The 19,429-nt window shown below is 65.7% G+C and carries 15 protein-coding genes and 1 pseudogene; 7 read left to right on the forward strand and 9 right to left on the reverse strand.

Annotated elements, in window-relative coordinates; all coding sequences use genetic code 11:
• Positions 1–24 precede the first annotated feature (24 nt).
• A complete protein-coding gene (locus CWT10_RS15515) occupies positions 25–1,095 on the forward strand; it encodes a hypothetical protein (RefSeq protein WP_103062876.1) in 1,071 nt (356 codons plus the stop codon).
• Positions 1,096–1,859: 764 nt separating this feature from the next.
• Here the strand turns inward: CWT10_RS15515 and CWT10_RS15520 are convergent.
• Positions 1,860–2,633 carry a transposase family protein gene (locus CWT10_RS15520; RefSeq protein ID WP_128683187.1) on the reverse strand — a complete coding sequence of 258 codons (774 nt, stop codon included), beginning with the start codon at positions 2,631–2,633 and terminating at the stop codon, positions 1,860–1,862.
• Positions 2,634–3,330: 697 nt separating this feature from the next.
• On the opposite strand from CWT10_RS15520, the pseudogene CWT10_RS15525 reads away from it, so the two are divergent.
• Positions 3,331–4,666: pseudogene (locus CWT10_RS15525) on the forward strand (DDE-type integrase/transposase/recombinase).
• 481 nt (positions 4,667–5,147) lie between these two features.
• Here the strand turns inward: CWT10_RS15525 and CWT10_RS15530 are convergent.
• The 5 genes from CWT10_RS15530 to CWT10_RS15550 all read right to left on the reverse strand — a co-directional run bounded on the left by CWT10_RS15530 (position 5,148) and on the right by CWT10_RS15550 (position 10,251).
• Complete coding sequence (locus tag CWT10_RS15530; RefSeq protein WP_103061787.1) at positions 5,148–6,017, reverse strand: PTS system mannose/fructose/sorbose family transporter subunit IID; 870 nt, start codon at positions 6,015–6,017, stop codon at positions 5,148–5,150.
• 32 nt (positions 6,018–6,049) lie between these two features.
• A complete protein-coding gene (locus tag CWT10_RS15535; protein WP_103061786.1) occupies positions 6,050–6,904 on the reverse strand; it encodes a PTS mannose/fructose/sorbose transporter subunit IIC in 855 nt (284 codons plus the stop codon).
• A 39-nt stretch (positions 6,905–6,943) separates the two neighbouring features.
• Positions 6,944–7,438, reverse strand: coding sequence for a PTS sugar transporter subunit IIB (locus CWT10_RS15540; RefSeq protein ID WP_103061785.1), 495 nt, complete (start codon positions 7,436–7,438; stop codon positions 6,944–6,946).
• Positions 7,438–7,890 (reverse strand): PTS sugar transporter subunit IIA, encoded by a 453-nt coding sequence (locus tag CWT10_RS15545; protein WP_103061784.1) that lies wholly within the window; start codon positions 7,888–7,890, stop codon positions 7,438–7,440. The genes CWT10_RS15540 and CWT10_RS15545 overlap by 1 nt, the downstream gene beginning before the upstream one ends.
• Positions 7,891–8,046: 156 nt before the next feature.
• A complete protein-coding gene (locus CWT10_RS15550; protein ID WP_103061783.1) occupies positions 8,047–10,251 on the reverse strand; it encodes an NAD(+) synthase in 2,205 nt (734 codons plus the stop codon).
• Between the two features lie 172 nt (positions 10,252–10,423).
• On the opposite strand from CWT10_RS15550, the gene CWT10_RS15555 reads away from it, so the two are divergent.
• Entirely contained in the window at positions 10,424–13,258 is a 2,835-nt protein-coding gene (locus CWT10_RS15555) for a glycoside hydrolase family 32 protein (RefSeq protein ID WP_176582799.1), read from the forward strand.
• A gap of 303 nt (positions 13,259–13,561) precedes the next feature.
• Here the strand turns inward: CWT10_RS15555 and CWT10_RS15560 are convergent, their stop codons facing one another.
• The gene (locus tag CWT10_RS15560; protein ID WP_128683584.1) at positions 13,562–14,089 is read right to left on the reverse strand and encodes a hypothetical protein; all 528 of its coding nucleotides are present in this window, start codon (positions 14,087–14,089) and stop codon (positions 13,562–13,564) included.
• Between the two features lie 130 nt (positions 14,090–14,219).
• Between CWT10_RS15560 and CWT10_RS17545 the strand changes: the two genes are divergently transcribed.
• The 4 genes from CWT10_RS17545 (at position 14,220) to CWT10_RS15580 (ending at position 17,111) form a co-directional block, all read left to right on the forward strand.
• Complete coding sequence (locus CWT10_RS17545; RefSeq protein ID WP_128683166.1) at positions 14,220–14,567, forward strand: hypothetical protein; 348 nt, start codon at positions 14,220–14,222, stop codon at positions 14,565–14,567.
• Positions 14,567–14,839 carry a helix-turn-helix domain-containing protein gene (locus CWT10_RS17550; RefSeq protein ID WP_128683586.1) on the forward strand — a complete coding sequence of 91 codons (273 nt, stop codon included), beginning with the start codon at positions 14,567–14,569 and terminating at the stop codon, positions 14,837–14,839. Before CWT10_RS17545 ends, CWT10_RS17550 begins: the two co-directional genes overlap by 1 nt.
• Before the next feature lie 109 nt (positions 14,840–14,948).
• Positions 14,949–16,259, forward strand: a complete 1,311-nt coding sequence (locus CWT10_RS15575) for an ISL3 family transposase (RefSeq protein ID WP_103062545.1) — start codon at positions 14,949–14,951, stop codon at positions 16,257–16,259.
• A gap of 72 nt (positions 16,260–16,331) precedes the next feature.
• Positions 16,332–17,111 carry an integrase core domain-containing protein gene (locus CWT10_RS15580; protein ID WP_218937321.1) on the forward strand — a complete coding sequence of 260 codons (780 nt, stop codon included), beginning with the start codon at positions 16,332–16,334 and terminating at the stop codon, positions 17,109–17,111.
• On the opposite strand, the gene CWT10_RS15585 is transcribed toward CWT10_RS15580, so the two are convergent.
• Complete coding sequence (locus CWT10_RS15585; RefSeq protein WP_425320993.1) at positions 17,078–17,788, reverse strand: IS1/IS1595 family N-terminal zinc-binding domain-containing protein; 711 nt, start codon at positions 17,786–17,788, stop codon at positions 17,078–17,080. The two genes, CWT10_RS15580 and CWT10_RS15585, sit on opposite strands and share 34 nt — an antisense overlap.
• Positions 17,789–18,681: 893 nt before the next feature.
• Positions 18,682–19,392, reverse strand: coding sequence for a TetR/AcrR family transcriptional regulator (locus tag CWT10_RS15590; protein WP_103061526.1), 711 nt, complete (start codon positions 19,390–19,392; stop codon positions 18,682–18,684).
• Positions 19,393–19,429 lie beyond the last annotated feature (37 nt).

A 19,429-nucleotide genomic window follows, 5' to 3' on the forward strand; every position in this document is an offset into this window, starting at 1 on the left:
ACTCTTTGGGTGGAGGTCGGCTCAATGTCGCGCCGCCCGGTCGGCATACTGTTCATGGGAATCGTCGGCGCGATCTATGGAATCGCCCTGATCGCACTTATTTTATACTGTGGCTACGAGCTGCTACAACGCGGACATCACATGTTCGCGGTATGCAGCTCGTTGGTGTACCTCATCATTTCTCTTGCCATGGGCCACGAGCTTGTCAAGACGAATATTCACGGTCGTGAATTCTACCAGAGATCCCTGGACAGATACCGGCCCCGACTGTCGGACAATCTTGCTCCGCACCCAACGAAAGTATGCGCCCGCATCGCCAAGTATTTGATATTCCCTCGCCCTCACGACTTCGCGAAGGTGGTCTTTTGTATTATTGGCGCAACGGTCGCCGCAGCGCCTGTCGGAGCAGAAGGCACACCCACATCACAGTTTCTGTTGGCAGCAGTCGTATGTTCCGTATGGGAGTTCGTAGTGTCGCAGACCCGTTTTATACTGAATGATCTGCTTGGCCTCACAGAGGACGCGGCCGCCCCGGCCGCCGCCGTGCGACGCCGTATAGACACGCATATGGCGACACGGGTCGGGGTCATCAATGCGGGGCTACTGTGCCGAACCCTACTTACGGGAGTGATCGTGGCGGTGGCGGCGATACGCTTGCCGCATGCCAGAGTGTGTTTACTGGCGCTCATCGCAGCTTTCGTGGCTCTTACGCTGGTGTATGAGTCCTTGCGCAATATCGAACATCGTCCTGAGCCCGCCAGATGGGTTCAGCCAGGCATTCGTCTGACCGTCGCACTCGGGTACCCCTTGCGAGTGGGTGCGGGTGTGATGAGCGTCGTCGCGGTGACGGGTCATGACCTGCCATCGACTCTATTCGCCCCCATCGTTCTCGTCGCTGGATGGGCCTTCTTCGGCGCAGATTTTCTCATTCGAATAACATGGCTGCAGGAGGGCGTCGGCTACCTACATCGCCGCGAGAGCACCCTCTTCAAGTACAACGCGATCCACTACAAGCCACACATCGATGTAGTGCTAGAAAATTTCCTTAAGGCAAATAAACAAAAAACCATTTCGTCGGAAGACGCCCCCCAGTAGGGGTACTGCCTGTCTCCGTTGGAAGCCGTTCCCGGCGACGACGGTGTCAAACGCATGTGTCCCGACGTTCTTCGCCGCGTTCCCACGGTCTGGAGTGCAATCATCTCAAGCGTATTAGCCTGCGGGACGACCGTTGCAATTGTGCTGGGGACGCCGCGGCCGGGATCCCCGTGGATACCTGTTAGTCTGCTAGTGTGCGTGGGTGCGGTCGCATTTGTCACGGACCTGACCATCCTCACCAAGCTAGTTGGACCGCGCAATACTCGGCCTCCTTTTGCCCGAAAGGCCTTACCAATTTCGCTGTTAATATTGCTGGCACTGCTGACATTGTTCTCACTGTATGACAGCGCCTGCCACTGGGGCTGGATATGGTCTCTCGCTCTTGCCCAGATTCTTCTCCATCTCATTGGGACTACCGCCTGGATCGTCATGCTTTCCGTGCCCTACAGCAAAACCCAGGCCATGACCGCCTTCATCGTTCGATTCATCGTCCGGGCAGTCGACAGACTGCAATGGCCAGGGCGGGCACCAAATGGCGCCTAGTGACCACCGATTGAAGCGGCTTTAAGGCGTCGCCCCCGCTTATATCGAGCCCGATGCCGTAGCATCCTGAGCCAACAGCAAGGGGACGGATTTGCTGGCTTCTCCGGTTCGGGGATATGTTCGCCGAGTTCGGTCGATATAACCATCGAGTTCGGTAGATATGACGATCGAGTTCGGTTGGTGGGGCTGGCGGGGTGGGGGGGAAGTGTCCGGAGGGTTATTCATGGGGTGTATGTGAATATGAGTGCGAGTGTGGCGGTGATGGTTTGTGGGAAGGTTTGTATGGGGCGGCGGTAGCCGGTGTGTAGGACGCGCCAGGTCTTGAGGTTGGCGATGGCTCTTTCTACTACGTAGCGGATGCGGTTGATGGAGGTGTTGTAGGCCCTGTCGGCCTCTGGCAGGGGCCCTCCGGGCTGCTTTTTGACCGGGGTGATCATGCCCAGCCCGATATAGCCCTTGTCTCGGATATGGAGGGCGGCAGTGGCGCTGTCGGGCAGGTGGTGGGGCGGGACGTCCAGTAGGCCGCTGGCGCGCAGTGCGGCGGCGTCATGCGTGGCGCCGGGCAGCGGGTCGCCCACCCAGGCGATCGCCCCGGAGGGGGTGCAGGCCACCTGCACGTTCAGCCCGGTGGTGCGGTACTTGCCCGAGAACAAGCCCGGCACGCCCTTCCAGTCCCAGGTTTTCAGCACGGTGCCGTCAATGATCAGGGTTTGAGTGGGGTCGATGTCCTCCACTGTGGGCACGCCCCGTCCCAGGGCATCGGCAATGAGAGCGGTGTAGGAGCTGATGATGCGGGAGGCGGTGGGCTGGGAGATGTCGAAGATCTCGGCCAGCAGCTCCTGGCTGGTGTTGTGCCGCAGGGCCATCACGGTCAGCTTGATGCGCTGGTACAGGCCCAGCACCCGGGAGCCGGCCACCGGCAGGTCCCCCTGGTTGTGCAAGATGGCGCACAGGTCCTGAGGCTGGTGGCGGTCGAGCTTCGTGCTAGCATTCATTACTGACGGTCCGTTCTTCGAGGCTATTCACGGTCAAATGAATCCTCGCAGGAACGGACCGTCCCAACCCTCACCCGCTATACGCGTGTCGCGAACCCCCCCACACCCCCTATGAATAACCCTCCCGGATTCGGCACGACCGAGGATCCCGCATCCGGTGGCGCTCACCGCAGCGGCATGATTCCAATGAATCTGAGGGCGTGTGCCGGGCGGGGCGGGGTGTTCGTGCCGATTCCGGACACTTTGGCTCGCAGGCGCCGGCCTACCGTCCTAGTGTGGGTGGGCAGGCCCGGGCGTCTGGTTGCCGGCCAGGCCCCCTTTGCTCGATCGGCTGGGACGCCTTTGGCGATGAACTCGGCCCGCAGACCTGCCGGGCGCACGGCTCAGCCGGGCCCGCAGACCGGCCGGGCGCGCGGCCCTGCCGGGCGCGCGGCTCGGCCGGGCCAGCTGCTGACCACGTTCGCGGCCTGCGGCATCTTGACTGTTGACCGCGGGTGCGCCGGCGTCCGAGGCATCCGCACCGGTCTGAATCAGCGCCCCCGCACCCGGACCACCCAGCTGCGGATGGACCGTCTGCCTGCCGTTGGACCACCTGAAACGCACTGTTATGTCTCAGGACATCGGTGACAGTTCTGTCTCAGGACATCGGTGACAGTTCTGGCTGTTTGGGTGGTGACACTTCGGGTCGGATTGGGGCATGAGTTCAGCGAACCGTCGTGTCGATCCGCGTGTGCGCCTGGAGATTGTCCGGTGGCCTGATGACGCCCCGCGCGGGGCGGTCACCACCTTCTGCGCCGAGCAGTCCATCTCACGTAAGACCTTTTATGCGATCCGTGCCCGAGCTCGCGCCGAGGGCGAGGCCGCGGCCCTTGAGCCTCGCTCCACGAGACCACGTAGGAGTCCTTCGGCCATCAGTGCTGATCAGCGCACCCAGGCCCTGGACGTGCGTGCCGCGCTAGAGAGCTCTGGCCTGGACTGCGGCCCGATCAGCGTGCACGACAAGATGCAGGCCATGGGCCTTCAGGCGCCCTCGCCGGCGTCCCTGGCCCGGATCTTCCGCGCCGCCGGCGTGGCCCGCGCCGAGCCGGCCAAAAGGCCCCGGGCGGCATGGCGCCGTTTCGTCTACCCCGCCCCGAACGCCTGCTGGCAGACGGGGCGCCACCGAATACGTACTGGCCGGCGGCCGCAAGGCCGTCATCTTCCAGCTCATCGACGACCACTCCCGCCTGGCGGTTGCGTCCCTGGTCGCCGCCTCCGAGACCAGTCAGGCGGCCATCGCCACCTTCGACAAGGCCGTCGCCCGCTACGGAGTGCCCCAGCGGCTGCTGACCGACAACGGGGTCGCCTTGAATCCCACCCGACGCGGCCGCAAAGGCAAGCTGGTCGGCCACGTGCGCTCCCTGGGGGTGGAACCGATCACCGGCAAGCCGTACAAGCCCACTACCCAGGGCAAGAACGAGCGCTTCCACCAGACCCTGTTCCGCTACCTCGACGCTCAGCCCCTGGCCCTCACCATCGCCGAGCTTCAGGCACAGGTCGACGCCTTCGACCACATCTACAACACCGAACGCCGCAACCAGGCCCTTCCCGGGAGGATGACACCCCAGCAGGCGTGGGACGCCACCCCCACCGCCATCCCGCCAAGACCCGCCCCACCCGACGAGACCGTGTCCGTGGGCGGTCCGCCCGCACCCACTGTTACCGCCTCGGGCCAGCCCACACGAGGTGCCAGACCACCCGAGCGCCGCAAGACCCCACCCTCAGGGACCCGGCAGGTATGCGTCGGCGCCAACGGGACCGTCAACCTGGCCTCGATCACGTTCCTGGTCTCCAAGGCCTACGCCGGCAGCCAGGTCATCATCGACTACAACCCCGACACGATCATCATCACCACCACCGACGGCGAGGTCCTCGCTCAACACACCTGGCCCGCACCCGGCACCCGCTACGTCTCCACCCACACACACCCAACCCCACCAACCAGCACCGACCACCACACCCCACAAGACCCAGAACTGTCACCGATGTCCTGACACACCAAGTGTCACCGATGTCCTGACACAAAACTGTCACCGATGTCCTGAGACATCACACCACCTGAAACGCACTCTCAGACGGTCCAAACGCAGAAACGCGGTCCAAGCGCAAAAGCCCGGTCCAAGTACGCGGCCAGCAGCCGACCGGGCCCACACTGAAGCCGGCCGCCAGGCCGCCCCCGCCACCGACGCGGCCGGCAGCCGACCGGGCCCACACCCACCAACGCCAACACCCTCAAACCCGAAGACCCCCGTCACCGAAGCTCAGCATCAGATAGGAGTCGGTCACGCAACCACACACCGAGGTCGGTCGAAGCCTCGCAACTTCGACCGACCTCGACGGTTATATCGACCGAACTCGGTGGTTATTTCGACCGACCTCGGTGGATGGGGCGGTGGATGGGGCGGTGGATGGGGCGGTGGATGGGGCGGTGGATGGGGCGGTGGATGGGGCGGGAGCGGGAGGCGTGGGGCGGGGCTATAGGCCGAGCCAGCCGGTCCAGGCTCCGAGGATGCCGATTGCGAACATGCCGAGGATGATCCATAGGGCATTGATCTTCTTGTTCAGCAGCCACATGCATATGAAGGTCAGCCCCAGCGCCGCGCAGCCAGGCAGAAGATCATCAAGGACGTTCTGCAAGGTGGTCACAGTGGTACCGCCGTCCTCGGTCTCGACCTTGGAGACCACCACGGGGAATATGATTGTCGTCCACTTGGCCACCAGAGCGCCCATGACGAACAGACCGGTGATGGCGGCGATCTGGGTGATGCGCTTGAGCTGGCCGCCGCCAACCTCGGTCACCATCGCGGTGCCGCGCTCATACCCCCACTTCAGGCCGTACCAGCGCACCAGAATGCGGATGATATTGATGCCCAGGAAGTAGATGAGCGGACCGAGTATGGATCCGTTAAGAGCCAGCGAGGCTCCCAGGGCACCAAGCACGGGCCGCGCGGTGCCCCAGAAGATGGGGTCGCCGACGCCGGCCAGCGGGCCCATGAGACCGACCTTGACGTTGGTGATGGTGTCATCACCGATGTCCTCACCCTTGGCACGCTGCTCTTCCATGGCGGCGGTGACGCCGAAGACCACCGAAGAGATCCAGGGGTGGGTGTTGTAGAACTCCAGGTGCCGCCTGAGGGCGGCCGCCTGCTGAGCCTTGTCGGAGGGGTAGAACCTCTTGATCGCCGGCATGAGGGTCATGCAGAAACCCATCGCCTGCATACGCTCAAAGTTGAAGGAGCCCAACAGGAACGTTGAGCGCCAGTACATGCTCCGCAGATCGCGGTCGGTGAGCATGCGCCCGGTGTCGGGAGCGGCGCCAGTGGCAGTAGACATCTCGGTAGACATGATCTTGCTTCCTTCTTAGTTCCTTGCCTCGGTCAGTCGAGCTCGTCGTCGAGTTCGTCGTCCAGGTCGTCGTCCAGCCCGCCGGAAGCGCCCGCGGCAACCGGGGCCGGCCGTGGCAGCTTGACCGACTCGTGGAACTCGGGGTTGAGCTGCACGTAGATGAAGGCGAGGCACACGCCCAGGATGCCCAGGGCTACCAGGGTAATGCCGGTCTCCAGGGTGGTCATGAACTGGGCCACAATGAAGCCGATGAAGAAGAACGGCATCAGCTTGCGCGCCCGCATCATGTTGATGACCATGGCATAGCCGACGACGACGATGAAGCCGCCGGCGATTTGCAGTCCCTCAGTGATGACACTGGGGATGGCGTCCAGGGCGTTCTGTACGGCGTCACCAGAGGCGACGGCCGCGACAATCGCGGTGGGGACGGCCACGCGCAGACCCTGTAGGGACAGGGCCACGAAGTGCATGATCTGAATGGCCCGCATATTGGCCTGTTCCGCGAAGCGGTCGGCCTGGTGGGCGAAGAACACGTTGATGGTGCGAACGAAGATGGTCAGCGCCTGGCCCGCCACGGCCAGAGGCACGGCAACGGCAATTGCCTCCGCCTGGGTCTGTCCGCCGGCTATGACAATGACCGTGGACACGGTTGAGGCCAGTGCCGCATCGGGTGCCATCGCGGCACCGACGTTCATCCAGCCGAGGCTGAGCAACTCAAGGCTGCCGCCAACCATGATGCCGGTGGTCGGATCACCCAGGGCGATCCCGGTCAGGGTGCAGGCAATGATGGGTCGATAGAACATGCGTTCGTCCAGAACGGAGTCGCAACCGGCCAGGAAGGCCACAAGGGTCACGAGTATGATCTGGACAGCACCGATTTCATGCATGAGAGTGCTTCCTGGTGGGGATGGATATCGGGTAGGGGATCAGCCGATGAAGCCCTTGGACTTCAACGCCTCCATCAGTCCGGAGCGTCCGGAGGAGGGGACCTGCTGGATGTACTGGGTGATGCCGCGGGAGTCGATCTCCTGGAAGGCCTTGACGTCCTCATCGGAGACGTAGACGGCCTGGGACAGAGCCTTGGTGCCCTGTTTGAAGGTCATGCCGCCGACGTTGACCTCATCGGCCTTGATGCCCAGGTCGAGCAGGCGCACGATGTCCTCCGGGGTCTCCACGACGATGACCGCCTTGAGGTTCTCGTACTTGGGGTTCTTGTAGACGCGGGCGGCCTTGGCGACGGTCAGCACGTGGACCTTCACCTTGCCACCGCCGGTCTGCAGCATGAGCGTCTTGCGCAGCTCGTCGTTGGCGGCGCCGTCGGAGACGGCGAGGATGGCCTCGGCTCCCAGGGAGCCGGCCCAGTTGTTGGCGACCTGGCCGTGAACCAGGCGGGAATCGATGCGCAGGAGCTTGATGTCCATCAGAGCTCGTCTCCTTCGTCGTCGTCGGAATCGGTGTTGGCGGGCGGTGTGAAGATCTCGGACAGGACCTTGACGCCGCCCGCGCCGGAGGTCTTGGCCACCTCGACCAGTTCGGCCAGGTCGCCGCCGGCCAGGCGGCGGCCGAGGACTTCAATGAGCATGGGCAGGTTCACCCCGGTGACCACGTCGGCGTCTTCGCGGGCCGCGGCGAAGCGGGCGGCGGCGTTGTAGGGGCTGCCGCCGAGCAGGTCCACGAGGATGAGGTACTGGCCCGAGGCGGAGGACTCGACGGCGTCGGCGTATTTCGCCAAGAGATCGTCCGGCCCCTCACCGGGATCGAAGCTGATGGGGACGACGTCGTCCTGCGGACCGGCGATCATGGCGGCGGAGTTGAGCAGCCCCTCCGCCAAATGACCGTGGGCCGCGACGATTACTGCAACTGATGACTGCAACGGCGGGCTCCTGCCAGTTACGCACCGCGGGGGCGGTGCCTGTCGATTGATAGGGACATAGCCGCGACGCCGTGCCCCCGATTGGCAAAAGCATATGCCAAATCGTTTGAACGGACGACGGTCTATGACGAGTCACACAGTAGCACCCCGATGCGCTCATATCTCGGGAACGTTGCGCTCAATTTCGGCGAGCCATGGACCGGCGTCGGCGTCGGAGGGCATGCGCCAGTCGCCGCGCGGGGAGAGCGTGCCGCCAGCGACCACCTTCGGCCCATTGGGGAGCGTGGAGCGCTTGAACTGGTTGGCGAAGAAGCGACGGAAGAAGACCAGCTCCCACTTGCGGATGTCCGCAAGGGTGTAGGCAACCCGGTCCTCCTCCGGCAGGCCGGCCGGCCAGTCCCCCACGCTCGGGTCCGCCCAGGCCTTCTCCGCCAAGAAGGCGATGCGGGACGGGCGCGCGCCGTGGCGCAGCACATGCCACAGGGTGAAGTCCTGCAGGACGTAGGGGCCGATGCGGGCCTGAGTGGACTGGATGGGCTCGCCGTCGTCGGCCGGGACCAGCTCGGGGCTGATCTCGGTGTTCAGCACCGCCAGCAGAATCTCGCAGGCGCGATCCGAGAAGAGCCGCTCGGAGATCACCCAGCGGATCAGGTGCTGGATCAGCGTTTTGGGGATGCCGGCATTGACGCCGTAGTGGGCCATCTGGTCACCCACCCCGAAGGTGCACCAGCCCAAAGCCAGTTCGGACAGATCGCCGGTGCCGAGCACAATGCCGCCGCGGGCGCCGGCGATACGGAATAGGAAGTCGGTGCGCAGGCCGGCCTGCACGTTCTCGAAGGTGACGTCGTAGACCTCACGGCCGCGTTCACCACGCCCGTAGGGGTGGTCCATTGCGGTGAGCATCTGCTCGGCGACGGGGCGGATATCTAGCTCCTCCACGTGACAGCCCAGCGCCTCGGCCAGGGCCAAGGCGTTGTGCTTGGTGGCGGCGGAGGTGGCGAAGCCGGGCATGGTGATGGCGTGGATGTCCGTGCGGGGCCGGCCGAGCCGGTCCATGGCCCGTGCGGCGACGATGAGCGCGTGCGTGGAGTCAAGTCCACCCGAGACGCCGATAACGATCTTGGGGCTGCCGATGGCGGTCAGCCGCTGCACCAGGGCGGACACTTGGATGTTGTAGGCCTCGTAGCAGTCCTGGGCCAGACGCTCGGGATCGTTGGGAACGAAAGGGAAGCGGTCGACGTCGCGCCGCAGGCCGATATCGGTGCGGGGGACGGCGATGTCGAAGCCAAGCTCCCGGAAGCCGCCCGGGGAGGCGATGTCGGCCGGCACCATACTGCTGTGCTCATCGGCACGGAAGGCGTAGTCGAGCATCCGACGGTTGTCATCGAAGGTGCCCTGACGCAGCCTCTCGGCGCGCAGCCCCTCAAGGTCCACGTCCACGACAGTGGCGCGAGCCCCGTCCGGGAATCGCTCGGTCTGCCCCAGCAGGGTGCCATTCTCGTAGACGAAGGTCTGCCCATCCCAGGCCAGGTCGGTGGAGGACTCCCCCTGCCCGGCGGCCGCATAGATGTAGGCGGCCAGGTTTCGGGAGCTGGAGGCGCGGGCCAGCAGTCGGCGCTGCTCGGCACGGCCCACGGTGACCGGGGAGCCGGAGAGGTTTACCAGTACGGTGGCGCCGGCGAGCGCCGCCATGGACGACGGCGGCACCGGCACCCACATGTCCTCGCATATCTCCACGTGGAAGATCAGACCCGGCACGTTGGCGACGTTGAAGAGCAGGTTCTCTCCGAGCGGCGCGCTCACGCCGTCGGGCCCGGGGCCGACGCCGGGAAGGCGGACGGTGGGGGGCAGGTTGCCGACCCCGGCAGCGAAGTGCCGGGACTCGTAGAACTCCCGGTAGCTAGGCACATAGGACTTGGGGGCGACGCCGCGCACCACCCCGCCCTGGATGACTACGGCACAGTTGAACAGCCGGTCGCCCACACGCAGGGGCGCGCCGACCACCAGCGCGGGCAGAAAATCCTTGCTGGCCACACGCAACGTCCTAATGGCCGCGAGCACCTCTTTCAGGAGCGTTTCCTGCTGAAAGAGGTCGTCGACGGAGTAGCCGGTCAGACACAGCTCAGGGAAGACGGCCAGGCAGACTCCGTCCTCGGAGAGCCGTTCGGCCTGCTCGATGATGGCGGCCGCATTGGCGGCCGGGTTCCCCAGGACCACCGGCAGGGTCACCGCGGCCACACGTGCGAAGCCCTGGTCGTAGGCGGAGCGAAAGTTGAAATCGGGACGCGCCTGCGCGCAGGTGTCGGCCGAGTCGGGGCTGGCGGTGCTTCCAGTGCTGTCGGTGCGCTCCGGGTTGCTCATGGCCCGATCCTGGCACAGCCCAGCTGCCGACTCTTGTCAAATCGTTTTGTTGGTCGTAGTGTCTCTTTCAAGCCGGGGCCGCCCCCGGGTTCACAAGGGCCCGCACGGGCCCGCCCGGAGTCGGTCCGGCCGTTTTCATCCCCTACCCCTGACCGCATCGAAGGAGATGCATATGCACGTCGCTTCACGATTACAACGACTGCTTCGACCTGTGGCCGTCGCGGCGGCGCTCGGATTGGCCGCCGTCGGCTCGGCCGCATCGCTGCCCGCCGCCTCGGCCGCCGCCGAGCCCGCCCAGGCCCCGGCTGCCGATCCCTGGCGCCCTCTGGCCCACTACACACCGCAGACCAACTGGATGAATGATCCCAACGGCCTGGTGTATGTGGACGGGGAGTACCACATGTTCTACCAGTACAACCCCGAGGGCACCCAGTGGGGCAACATGTCCTGGGGGCATGCGGTGTCCACCGACCTGGTGCACTGGGAGGAGCTCGACGTCGCCATCCCCTACACGGACGACTACGGGGTGTTCTCGGGCTCGGCCGTCTACGACGAGCACAACACCTCCGGCCTGGGAACCGCCGACAACCCGCCACTGGTGGCGGTGTGGACACGGGCCGACAACCACAACGGCAACCAGTCCCAGTCCCTGGCCTACTCAACGGACTCCGGCCGCACCTGGACCACCTACAACAATGGCGACCCGGTGTTGGATATCGGTTCCACCGAGTTCCGCGATCCCAAGGTGTTCTGGGACGAAGCTGCCGGGCGGTGGACGATGGTGGTGGCCCTGTCCGCCGACCACCAGGTGGCCTTCTACTCCTCGGACAACCTGATCGACTGGACCCGGCGGTCCACCTTCGGTCCCATGGGTGACACGAGCGCTGTGTGGGAGTGCCCCGACCTGTTCCCCATGGCGCTGGACGGCGACCCGAATAATGTCAAATGGGTGCTGTCGCTCAGCGTGGCCGGCATGGGCCGGTACTTTACGGGCGAATGGGACGGCACCGCCTTCACCGCCGATGAGCTTCCCGCCTACACCGGTGAGGGCACCGTCCTGGAGGACTGGGAGTCCGGCACCTACGACGGCTGGACCACTTCCGGCACCGCCTTCGGCGACGCCCCGGCCTCCGGGGACGCCGCCGGACACGTCGGCTCCTACTACGCCGACTCCTGGGGCTCGGGCGACGCCGACACCGGCACGCTGACCTCTTCACCCTTCATCATTGAGCGGGACTACCTCAACCTATTGATCGGCGGCGGCAACCATCCTTATGACGCCACTGCAACCGGCGACGACGGCGGCGGAAGACTCCTGACCGGCTTCGACGCCGGCCACTGGGAGGGGTGGACCGTTACCGGCAACGCTTTCGGCGACGCCCCACTGACCGGCACCGCGCCCGGGCAGCAGGAGCTGATCAATATGCGGGGCACGGGCGTACTGAATTCCTTCTACGACGCCACCACCGGCCAGGGCACCGACGCCTCCACGGGCACCGCCACCTCCCCGGAGTTCACCATTGACGCCGACTATCTCAACCTGTTGATCGGTGGCGGCAACCATCCCGAGGCGGATGCCGGCGGCGCCACGGTGGTGCAGTTGCTGGTGGACGGCCAGATGGTGCGCACCGCCACCGGTCGCAACCTGGAGGAGCTGAACTGGCAGAGCTGGGACGTGCGCGATCTGCGCGGATCCACCGCCAGGGTGCATGTGATCGACGCGAACACCTCCGGCTGGGGGCACATCCTGCTCGACGAGGTGCGACTGTCCGACCGCGCCGCCACCACAATCCCCAACAACACCTCCGTCAATGTGGTGGTCGACGGCGAGGTCGTGGCCTCGGCCACAGGCCCCCAGTCCGGCACCCTAGACTGGGCGGGCCTGGATCTGCGCCAGTGGAAGGGTCGGCAGGCCACCATAGTCATTGAGGACTACAACCAGACCTCAGAGTGGGGCCACCTGCTGGTGGACACGATCGTCGCCTCCGACATCGCCGGGTTCAGCCAGAACCAGGCTATGCCCTACCTGGATCACGGGCGCGACTACTACGCCGCCGTCACCTGGAACGGGGCGCCCGACGGCGAGCGCTACACGGTCGCCTGGATGGCCAACTGGGACTATGCGGGCGCCGTCCCGCCCGGCCCTTGGCGCACCGCCATGACCACGCCGCGCCGACTGGAGCTGCACTCGCTGGACGGTGCGCCCCGGCTGACTGCCGAGCCCGTGGCCGGCATCGAATCGCTGTACACCGGTGATGCGGTGGTCCTGGACGGCACCGCGATCCCCGAGGGCACCACCGCTCTCGACGACACCGTCGCGGGCACTTCCCTGGACATCTCCCTCACCCTGGACCCGGCCTCGGCGACCACCAGCGGCGTCGTCGTGCATGCGGCCGACGGGCAGGGCACCGCAGTCGGCTACGACGCCAAGGCGGGGGAGGTCTACCTGGACCGCACCGCTTCCGGTGTCACCAGCTTCTCTACGGTCTTCCCGAGTGTGGAGCGCGCGGCGGTCAGTCCCGATGCGGACGGCAGGGTGCGGTTGCGGGTGCTGGTGGATGCCTCCTCGGTGGAAGTGTTCGCCGCTGAGGGGGCGGTGACCATCACCGACGTCGTCTACCCCGAACCCGGTGCGGCGGGCGTGTCCCTGTTCGCCGACGGCGGCGAGGCCACGGCGACCCAGCTGCGCATACGGCACTTGTCGGACTACCGGGATGACTCCCCCGGGCCGACGCCGTCGCCGTCGCCGTCCGCGGCGCCGGGCGCGACCCCCACGGCCGCGCCCACAGGGGCTGCCACTTCACCCGGAGCCTCCGCCACCCCGGGCGTTCCGAGCGCAGGGACTTCAACAGGTCCGTCGGCCGCGCCGTCCGGTCAGGTGGCCGCACCCGGAGGAGGGGGCGGTCCGTTGGCACGCACGGGTGTCGCCACGCCGCTGCTCGTGCTTATGGCGCTGGCAACAGTCGCTGCGGGAGTGGCCCTACAGGCCCTGCGGAGCCGCAACTGACTTGCGGATCTGAGGGCGTCCCGCGCAAACGCAACCCATCCGTTACGAAGATTCCGCGAAATTCCGGGGTTTCTGGAATGGATTAACCAGGCGGGACGCCCTATGATTATCTCCGTCGGAACGCACGCGGTATCGAGGAGGTTCAGGGACTCCGAAGACGTGCCGGTGCGTTTGGGGTTGACGCGTTTCAGGGACCGCGCCCCCAAAGTCCGACCGAGGCCCCGCGCCGATGGCGCGGGGCCTCCTTTTCTTTCCGGGTTATAGGCGTAAACGTGGTGCTTTAGACCGGCGTGTCGTGGTGTTCTAGCTGGTTCGTCCGGCCCAGCCTTTGCGGGCCCAGAGGCCTTCTTCGGGGGTGGGTGTGGTGCCCCATCCGGCGGGGTGGCTGGTGGTGGGCTTGTTTGTTTTGGGTTTGGGTGTGCGGGCGCGCTGGGGGCGGCCTTGGGTGTGCCAGTCGGCCAGGATCACCGCGGGCGTGGCCGGTGCCTGGGTGTAGGTGTGCAGTGTCCATTCGGCGATGGCAGCCTGGTGATCAGTGGTGGCGCCGCGGTGGTGGCGCAGCCGGTCGCGGACCTGGGAGTTGATGGACTCTATGGGGTTGGTGGTGCGCTCGGCGGGGGTGGGGCGGGGCTTGCCGTCCGGGTCGGTCAGGTAGGCGAACAGCTGGCCCTGCTTGGCCAGGCGTTCCAGGCGCCGCCAGGCGCGGCGCGCCCGGGGGTGGGTGTACCACCACTTGCGGCCGGTGCGGGCGGCGGTTTGGGGGTCCTGCTGGGCGGTGGTGCGCTGATTCAGCCAGTCCTTGTACTGGATGCCGTAGTCGTTCAGGGTCACCAGCCACCTGGTGGCCTGCTCGGTGGTGGAGATACTCAGCAGTGATTTGCTTCAGCGTTCGTGTCCGGTTTTGGGCTGAGGATCAGACCGCATGGGTAGGGTCTTCGTGACACCTTGAGGAGGGTGCGCGATGAGCAGTGATGCTGACACGACGAGGGGTTGGGGGCGTCGGGCCAAGGTGTTCTTGTCGCCTTCGCAGAAGTATGAGATCTACGTAAGGCTGATGCGAGAGGAGGTCACGGTGGGGGCGGCTGCGACCGAGGCCGGAGTGGACCGCTCCACGATCGTGAGGCTGCGGCAGGTCGCCAGGCAAGGCGCCTTGGACGCGTTGTCGGCTTCGCGTCCGGGTTCGTCTGGCAAGTCGGCTCGTGATGTCGAGCTTGAGCAGGCCAGGGCCGAGATCGACCGCTTGACCCGTACGGTGACGGAGCAGGCGGTGAAGTTGGTGGTGCTGGAGAAAAAAGGGGGCTCGGTCTGATGCCCGGTGCCCCGGTCCCCGCCCGGGTGGATGCGCCCGTCAAACAGGGGCTTTTGGAGCTGGTGGACTACGCCACCGGTCAGGGCTGGACCGTGGCTAAGGCCTGTGAGGTCCTGGGACTGGCCGAGCGACGCTACCGGCGCTGGAAACGGCGCCAGAACGGGGTAGGACTGGCCGACGCCCGGCCTGGCGCCGCTGTCAATGCCCTGATGCCGTGCGAGATCGAGGCGATTGTGGACGCCTTCGAGACTTTCGGGGCTCTTCGTGTTTGAGGGTGTGGTGGTGGGGTAGTCGTGGGTGCGCGTGTCGCAGGGGCGGGTAGGGGTCGAGGTCCCCGATGATTGGTGGTTGCTGAACACCACCGATCACGGAGACCTCGACATGGCCGAGACTACCTTTGCTGCCCCTGATTTTGCTAGTTTCCTGGGCCTGGACGCGCTGGGACTGACTGTCACCGGCATGCGCATAGATGGCGGCGGTGCACTGGTGGAGTGTCGGCTGCAGGTCTGCGAGGAGGATGCGTTCTGCCGGGTCTGCGGGGCCCAGGGCGCCCCGGTGGGGACCGTCGCGAGGCGGCTGGCGCATGTTCCGGTGGGCTGGCGCCCAACCCACTTGCTGGTGCGGCTGCGCCGGTGGCGCTGCCAGGGCTGTGGGCGTGTGTGGAGGCAGGACGCGTCTCGTGCGGCCGCCAAGCGGGCGAGGCTGACCTTGGCGGCCAAGGAGTGGGCGATCCGGGCCGTGGGGGTGGAGTTCATGTCCATCTCGCGTGTGGCGGCAGCTCTGGGGGTGTCCTGGCACACCGCCAATGAGGCCGTCCTTGAGCGGGCCAAGGACCGCTTGATCAATGATCCTGGACGTCTGAAGGGTGTGGAGGTCATCGGGGTGGATGAGCATGTTTGGCGGCACACCCGCAAGGGCGACAAGTACGTCACCGTCATCATCGACCTTACACCCGTGCGCGACCGTACCGGCCCCTCCCGCCTGCTGGACATGATCGAAGGCCGCTCCAAGCAGGCCTTCAAGCAATGGCTCCAGGAACGCGACGAGGACTGGCGCAGCCGGATCGAGGTGGTCTCGATGGATGGGTTCGCGGGCTTCAAGACCGCCGCCGCCGAGGCCCTACCCGGCGCGACGGAGGTCATGGACCCCTTCCACGTGGTCGCGCTGGCCGGGGACAAGCTGGATGAGTGCCGCCGCCGCACCCAGCGCGAGACCACCGGGCGGCGGGGCCGTAAGGACGACCCCCTGTACAAGGCCCGCAGGCTGCTGCGCACCGGGGCGGGCCTGGTGAGCGACAAGGGCTGGGAGCGTCTCGAACAACTGTTCGCCGACCCCCACAACACTCCGGTAGAGATCATGTGGGGCGTGTATCAGAAGATCATGGCCGCCTACCGCGCCAAGGCCCCCGCCCAGGGCAAGACCCTGATGGAGAAAGTGATGCAGACCCTCACCACCGGCGTGCCTGACGCCCTCGAAGAGCTGAAGTCGCTGGGCAAGACCCTGGCCCAGCGGCGCGAAGACATACTCGCCTACTTCGACCACCGCGGCACATCCAACGGACCCACTGAAGCAGTCAACGGCCGCCTGGAGCACCTACGCGGCATCGCCCTGGGCTTCAGGAATCTGACCAACTACACCATCCGCAGCCTCATCCACGCCGGAGGCTTCAGACAACAGCTACTACACCCCTAAACGCGAAGAGCCACTTTCGGTGAGAAGGACTTCTCTCACCGTCGCCTGGCTCACCGAGGCTCCTACAACGGGTTGTTCTGGGCGTCGGCCTCCACCGTCCGCAGGGTCCTGAATGACCACGAGCTTCGGTTCAGGCATCCCGCCCGGCCAGCGCGCTCCAAGCGTCGTCCGTTCCCCGACTGGGCGACGTACAAGCCCAACTCGATCTGGATCTACGACTCCACTCACTTCACCGCCTGCGGCATGACTGTGCTGATCATCGAGGATCTGGTCTCACGCAAGTGGATCACCCATGTGGTCTCCAGCGAGGAGACCCACCACCAGGTCCGCCTCGCCTTCGAGCAGGCCCTGGACGCCGAAGGCCTGCTCGAGGCCGCCCTGGAACGAGCCCAGGCCCTGAAGCGCCGGCTGACGCTTGACGGAGACGATGAACTGACCCCGATCCTGTTGGCGGTGTCCGACAACGGCTCCCAGATGATTGCTGCCAACACCCGCAGGTTCATGGCCATGGTCGCCATCGCCCAGCACTTCGGACGGCCGGCGACTCCGACCGACCAGGCCTGGATCGAGTCCCTCAACGGAACACTCAAGGCCGAGTGGCCTCACCTGCTGGCAATCACCGATCCCGCTGTCCTGAGGGCCGAACTCGACTCTGTGCGCACCGAGTACAACAGCCAGCGCTTGCACTCCGGAATCGGCTACGTCACACCCCTGGACGAGCACACCGGGCGCGGGCCGGCCATCCGCAAGGCCCGCCAGGAAGGCCTGAAACGGGCCGCTCAGCAGCGCCTTGCCTACAACCGCAAACAACGAGACAATCAAACCAACCAAGAAGACCACGATGATGTCTGATCCAACCGCCCCAAGCGGACATTAACGCTGAAACAGGTCAGCAGTTTGCGGGAGTGGCGTAGTAGGGCCTTGCCGGGGGTGGTCTTGGGATGGTGGGTCAGGTCACGGACGGTGTCGCGGTGCACGTGGATCAGACACCGCTGGATGGGAGTGCCCGGCCAGGTGGCGGCGATGGCCTTCAAGGCGCCGCCGGCCCCGTCGGTGGTTGCCAGGTCGGGCGGGGCCAGGTCGGCTAGCAGCGCCTGGTAGGCCGCCGCGCTCTCGGACGCGGCCCACTGCCAGGCGATCACGTGCGTGGGACTGCGGGCCACCAGGAGCACCCATTTGTGGGCCAGCCACATCCCGTCGATGAAGATCTGGGAGTACACCTCGCCGGTGACCGGCGGCTTGGGTACTGGGATGTCCCAGCACCAGGCCGTCCGGCGGCGAAACGCCCTGCCGCTACCACCGGAGATGTCGGCCTGGGAGCGGCTGCCGGTCGCCCAGTCGATGAATTCGCCCAGCACCGCCTGTTCGGCCCTACCCGGCGAGGGTGGGCGCGGCGCGGTGGTTGAGGACCGGCAGGCGGTGCACTTCCACCGCCTGGTGCCTGCGGCGGTGCGGCCGGACTTCTTCATCGGGGTCTGGCAGATCGGGCAGAGTCTTGCTCGTGGGGACCGTGTTCTCACGGCACGCACATCTACCCGCGAATGTCAAGCACCGCCCCGGATTAACCTCCCAGACCATAATCACTCCGACTTTCCCGCACCACAGCAACCAAAACCCCGATCTTAAGCACCACGTTCGCGCCGATAACTCTTCTTTCCTGAGGCTCCGGGGTTAGGGGTTATCGGCGCGGACGTGTTGCTTTAGGGGTTATCGGCGGGGGCTATCGGCGCGAATGTGTGCGGTGCGGGCCTGTCGTGAGGGTTAGTGGCTCTTCGTGTTTGGGGGTGTGGCGGGCGGTGTGTTCTGGTCGGCCGTGTGACGGCCCCTTCGCTCACTCGAACGCAGCCTCCCGCGTTCGAACGCGGCCAGGCGCCCGAGGACGGCCTCCGCATGGTTGTTCCGGGCGGCCGCATCCTTGGGCGTGAGGTGCTGGTTCTCGACATCCATGGGGCGGTCTCATCAGATGGCATCACGGGACGGAGGGTTCGTCAGGTGCCACCAACGATTCGGCATGAACAACCACAGCTCGTACAACCCGACAAACCGCCGAAACAAGTGACGACCCGTTGACCGCAACACACCAACCGTCGGGCCAGCACCCGCACCGTCGGGCCAGCACCCGCACTGTCGGGCCAACACCCGAACCATCGGGCACGATCCGCCGCAAGCCACCAAGACTCACGGCGAGCCATCCCGCCGGCCCCACCAACCGAACTCGACCGTCATATCGACCGAACTCGATGGTTATATCTACCGAACTCGATGGTTATTTCGACCGAACTCGGCAGGAACATCAACCGAACTCGGCAGGAACATCAACCGAACTCGGCAGGAACATCAACCGAACTCGGCAGGAACATCAACCGAACTCGGCAGGAACATCAACCGAACTCGGCAGGAACGTCGACCGAACTCGGCAGGTTTAGGCGATACGCCAGCGCTGCTCGAGGTCGGCCACGTACAGGCGCATCTCTTCGACCATCCCAGTGGCGACGCTCCGCGCCGCGGCCGTGTCGGGCGTAGTGGCGCACAGCCACTGGATCTGCAGCCCGTCGGACAGGGCCACCACCGAGCGCGCAATCAGTCGGGAGGGCGCCTCGGGCCGCACCGTGCCGGCAAGCTTTCCGCGCTCTAGGCTCTCTTCGATCTGCGCAATGGAATCGGACAGGTGACGGGCGAGCCAGGCGTGCGCCGGGTGCTCGGCCGTCAGGACCGCGGGGGTGGTGGCCGTGTAGATGGCCACCAGTTCACGGTGGTGGGTGTTGTGCTCAACCAAGGTGGTGAAGGCATCCAGCAGCCGCCAGGGGTCGTCCTTAAGCGCGTCGTCGCCCAGGAGATTAGCCCGATCCTCACGGTCCCGCCGTTCCAACACCTTGGCGAACAGCGCCTCCTTGGAGGTGAAGTGATGCAACAGCCCGGCCTTGGAGATCTCGGCCGCGGCGGCGATATCCGCAAGCGATGTACCCGCGTAGCCGTGAGCGCCAAACAGGGCGACGGCCTCGTTGAGGATACGTTCGCGCTTGTCCTCGCTGCCGGCCGGCGGGCGCCCCGGCCCGCGCCAACGCCCACCCGAAGACGCGGGAGTGTTGGCCGCTATCGGGGCGGCGGGATGATGAGCCGGGCTTACAGACATGGCCTTATTCTGGCATTGGTACGCGGTGGACCCGGGC

Source organism: Actinomyces qiguomingii (assembly GCF_004102025.1).
Taxonomy (GTDB): Bacteria; Actinomycetota; Actinomycetes; order Actinomycetales; family Actinomycetaceae; genus Actinomyces; species Actinomyces qiguomingii.

Coding starts and splice junctions, on each gene's coding strand:
- CWT10_RS15550 (WP_103061783.1), bottom strand. CDS start 10,251: ATGAGCAACCCGGAGCGCACCGACAGCACTGGAAGCACCGCCAGCCCC.
- CWT10_RS15555 (WP_176582799.1), top strand. CDS start 10,424: ATGCACGTCGCTTCACGATTACAACGACTGCTTCGACCTGTGGCCGTC.
- CWT10_RS15590 (WP_103061526.1), bottom strand. CDS start 19,392: ATGTCTGTAAGCCCGGCTCATCATCCCGCCGCCCCGATAGCGGCCAAC.
- CWT10_RS15575 (WP_103062545.1), top strand. CDS start 14,949: ATGGCCGAGACTACCTTTGCTGCCCCTGATTTTGCTAGTTTCCTGGGC.
- CWT10_RS17550 (WP_128683586.1), top strand. CDS start 14,567: ATGCCCGGTGCCCCGGTCCCCGCCCGGGTGGATGCGCCCGTCAAACAG.
- CWT10_RS15520 (WP_128683187.1), bottom strand. CDS start 2,633: ATGAATGCTAGCACGAAGCTCGACCGCCACCAGCCTCAGGACCTGTGC.
- CWT10_RS15515 (WP_103062876.1), top strand. CDS start 25: ATGTCGCGCCGCCCGGTCGGCATACTGTTCATGGGAATCGTCGGCGCG.
- CWT10_RS15535 (WP_103061786.1), bottom strand. CDS start 6,904: ATGCATGAAATCGGTGCTGTCCAGATCATACTCGTGACCCTTGTGGCC.
- CWT10_RS15540 (WP_103061785.1), bottom strand. CDS start 7,438: ATGGACATCAAGCTCCTGCGCATCGATTCCCGCCTGGTTCACGGCCAG.
- CWT10_RS15530 (WP_103061787.1), bottom strand. CDS start 6,017: ATGTCTACCGAGATGTCTACTGCCACTGGCGCCGCTCCCGACACCGGG.
- CWT10_RS17545 (WP_128683166.1), top strand. CDS start 14,220: ATGAGCAGTGATGCTGACACGACGAGGGGTTGGGGGCGTCGGGCCAAG.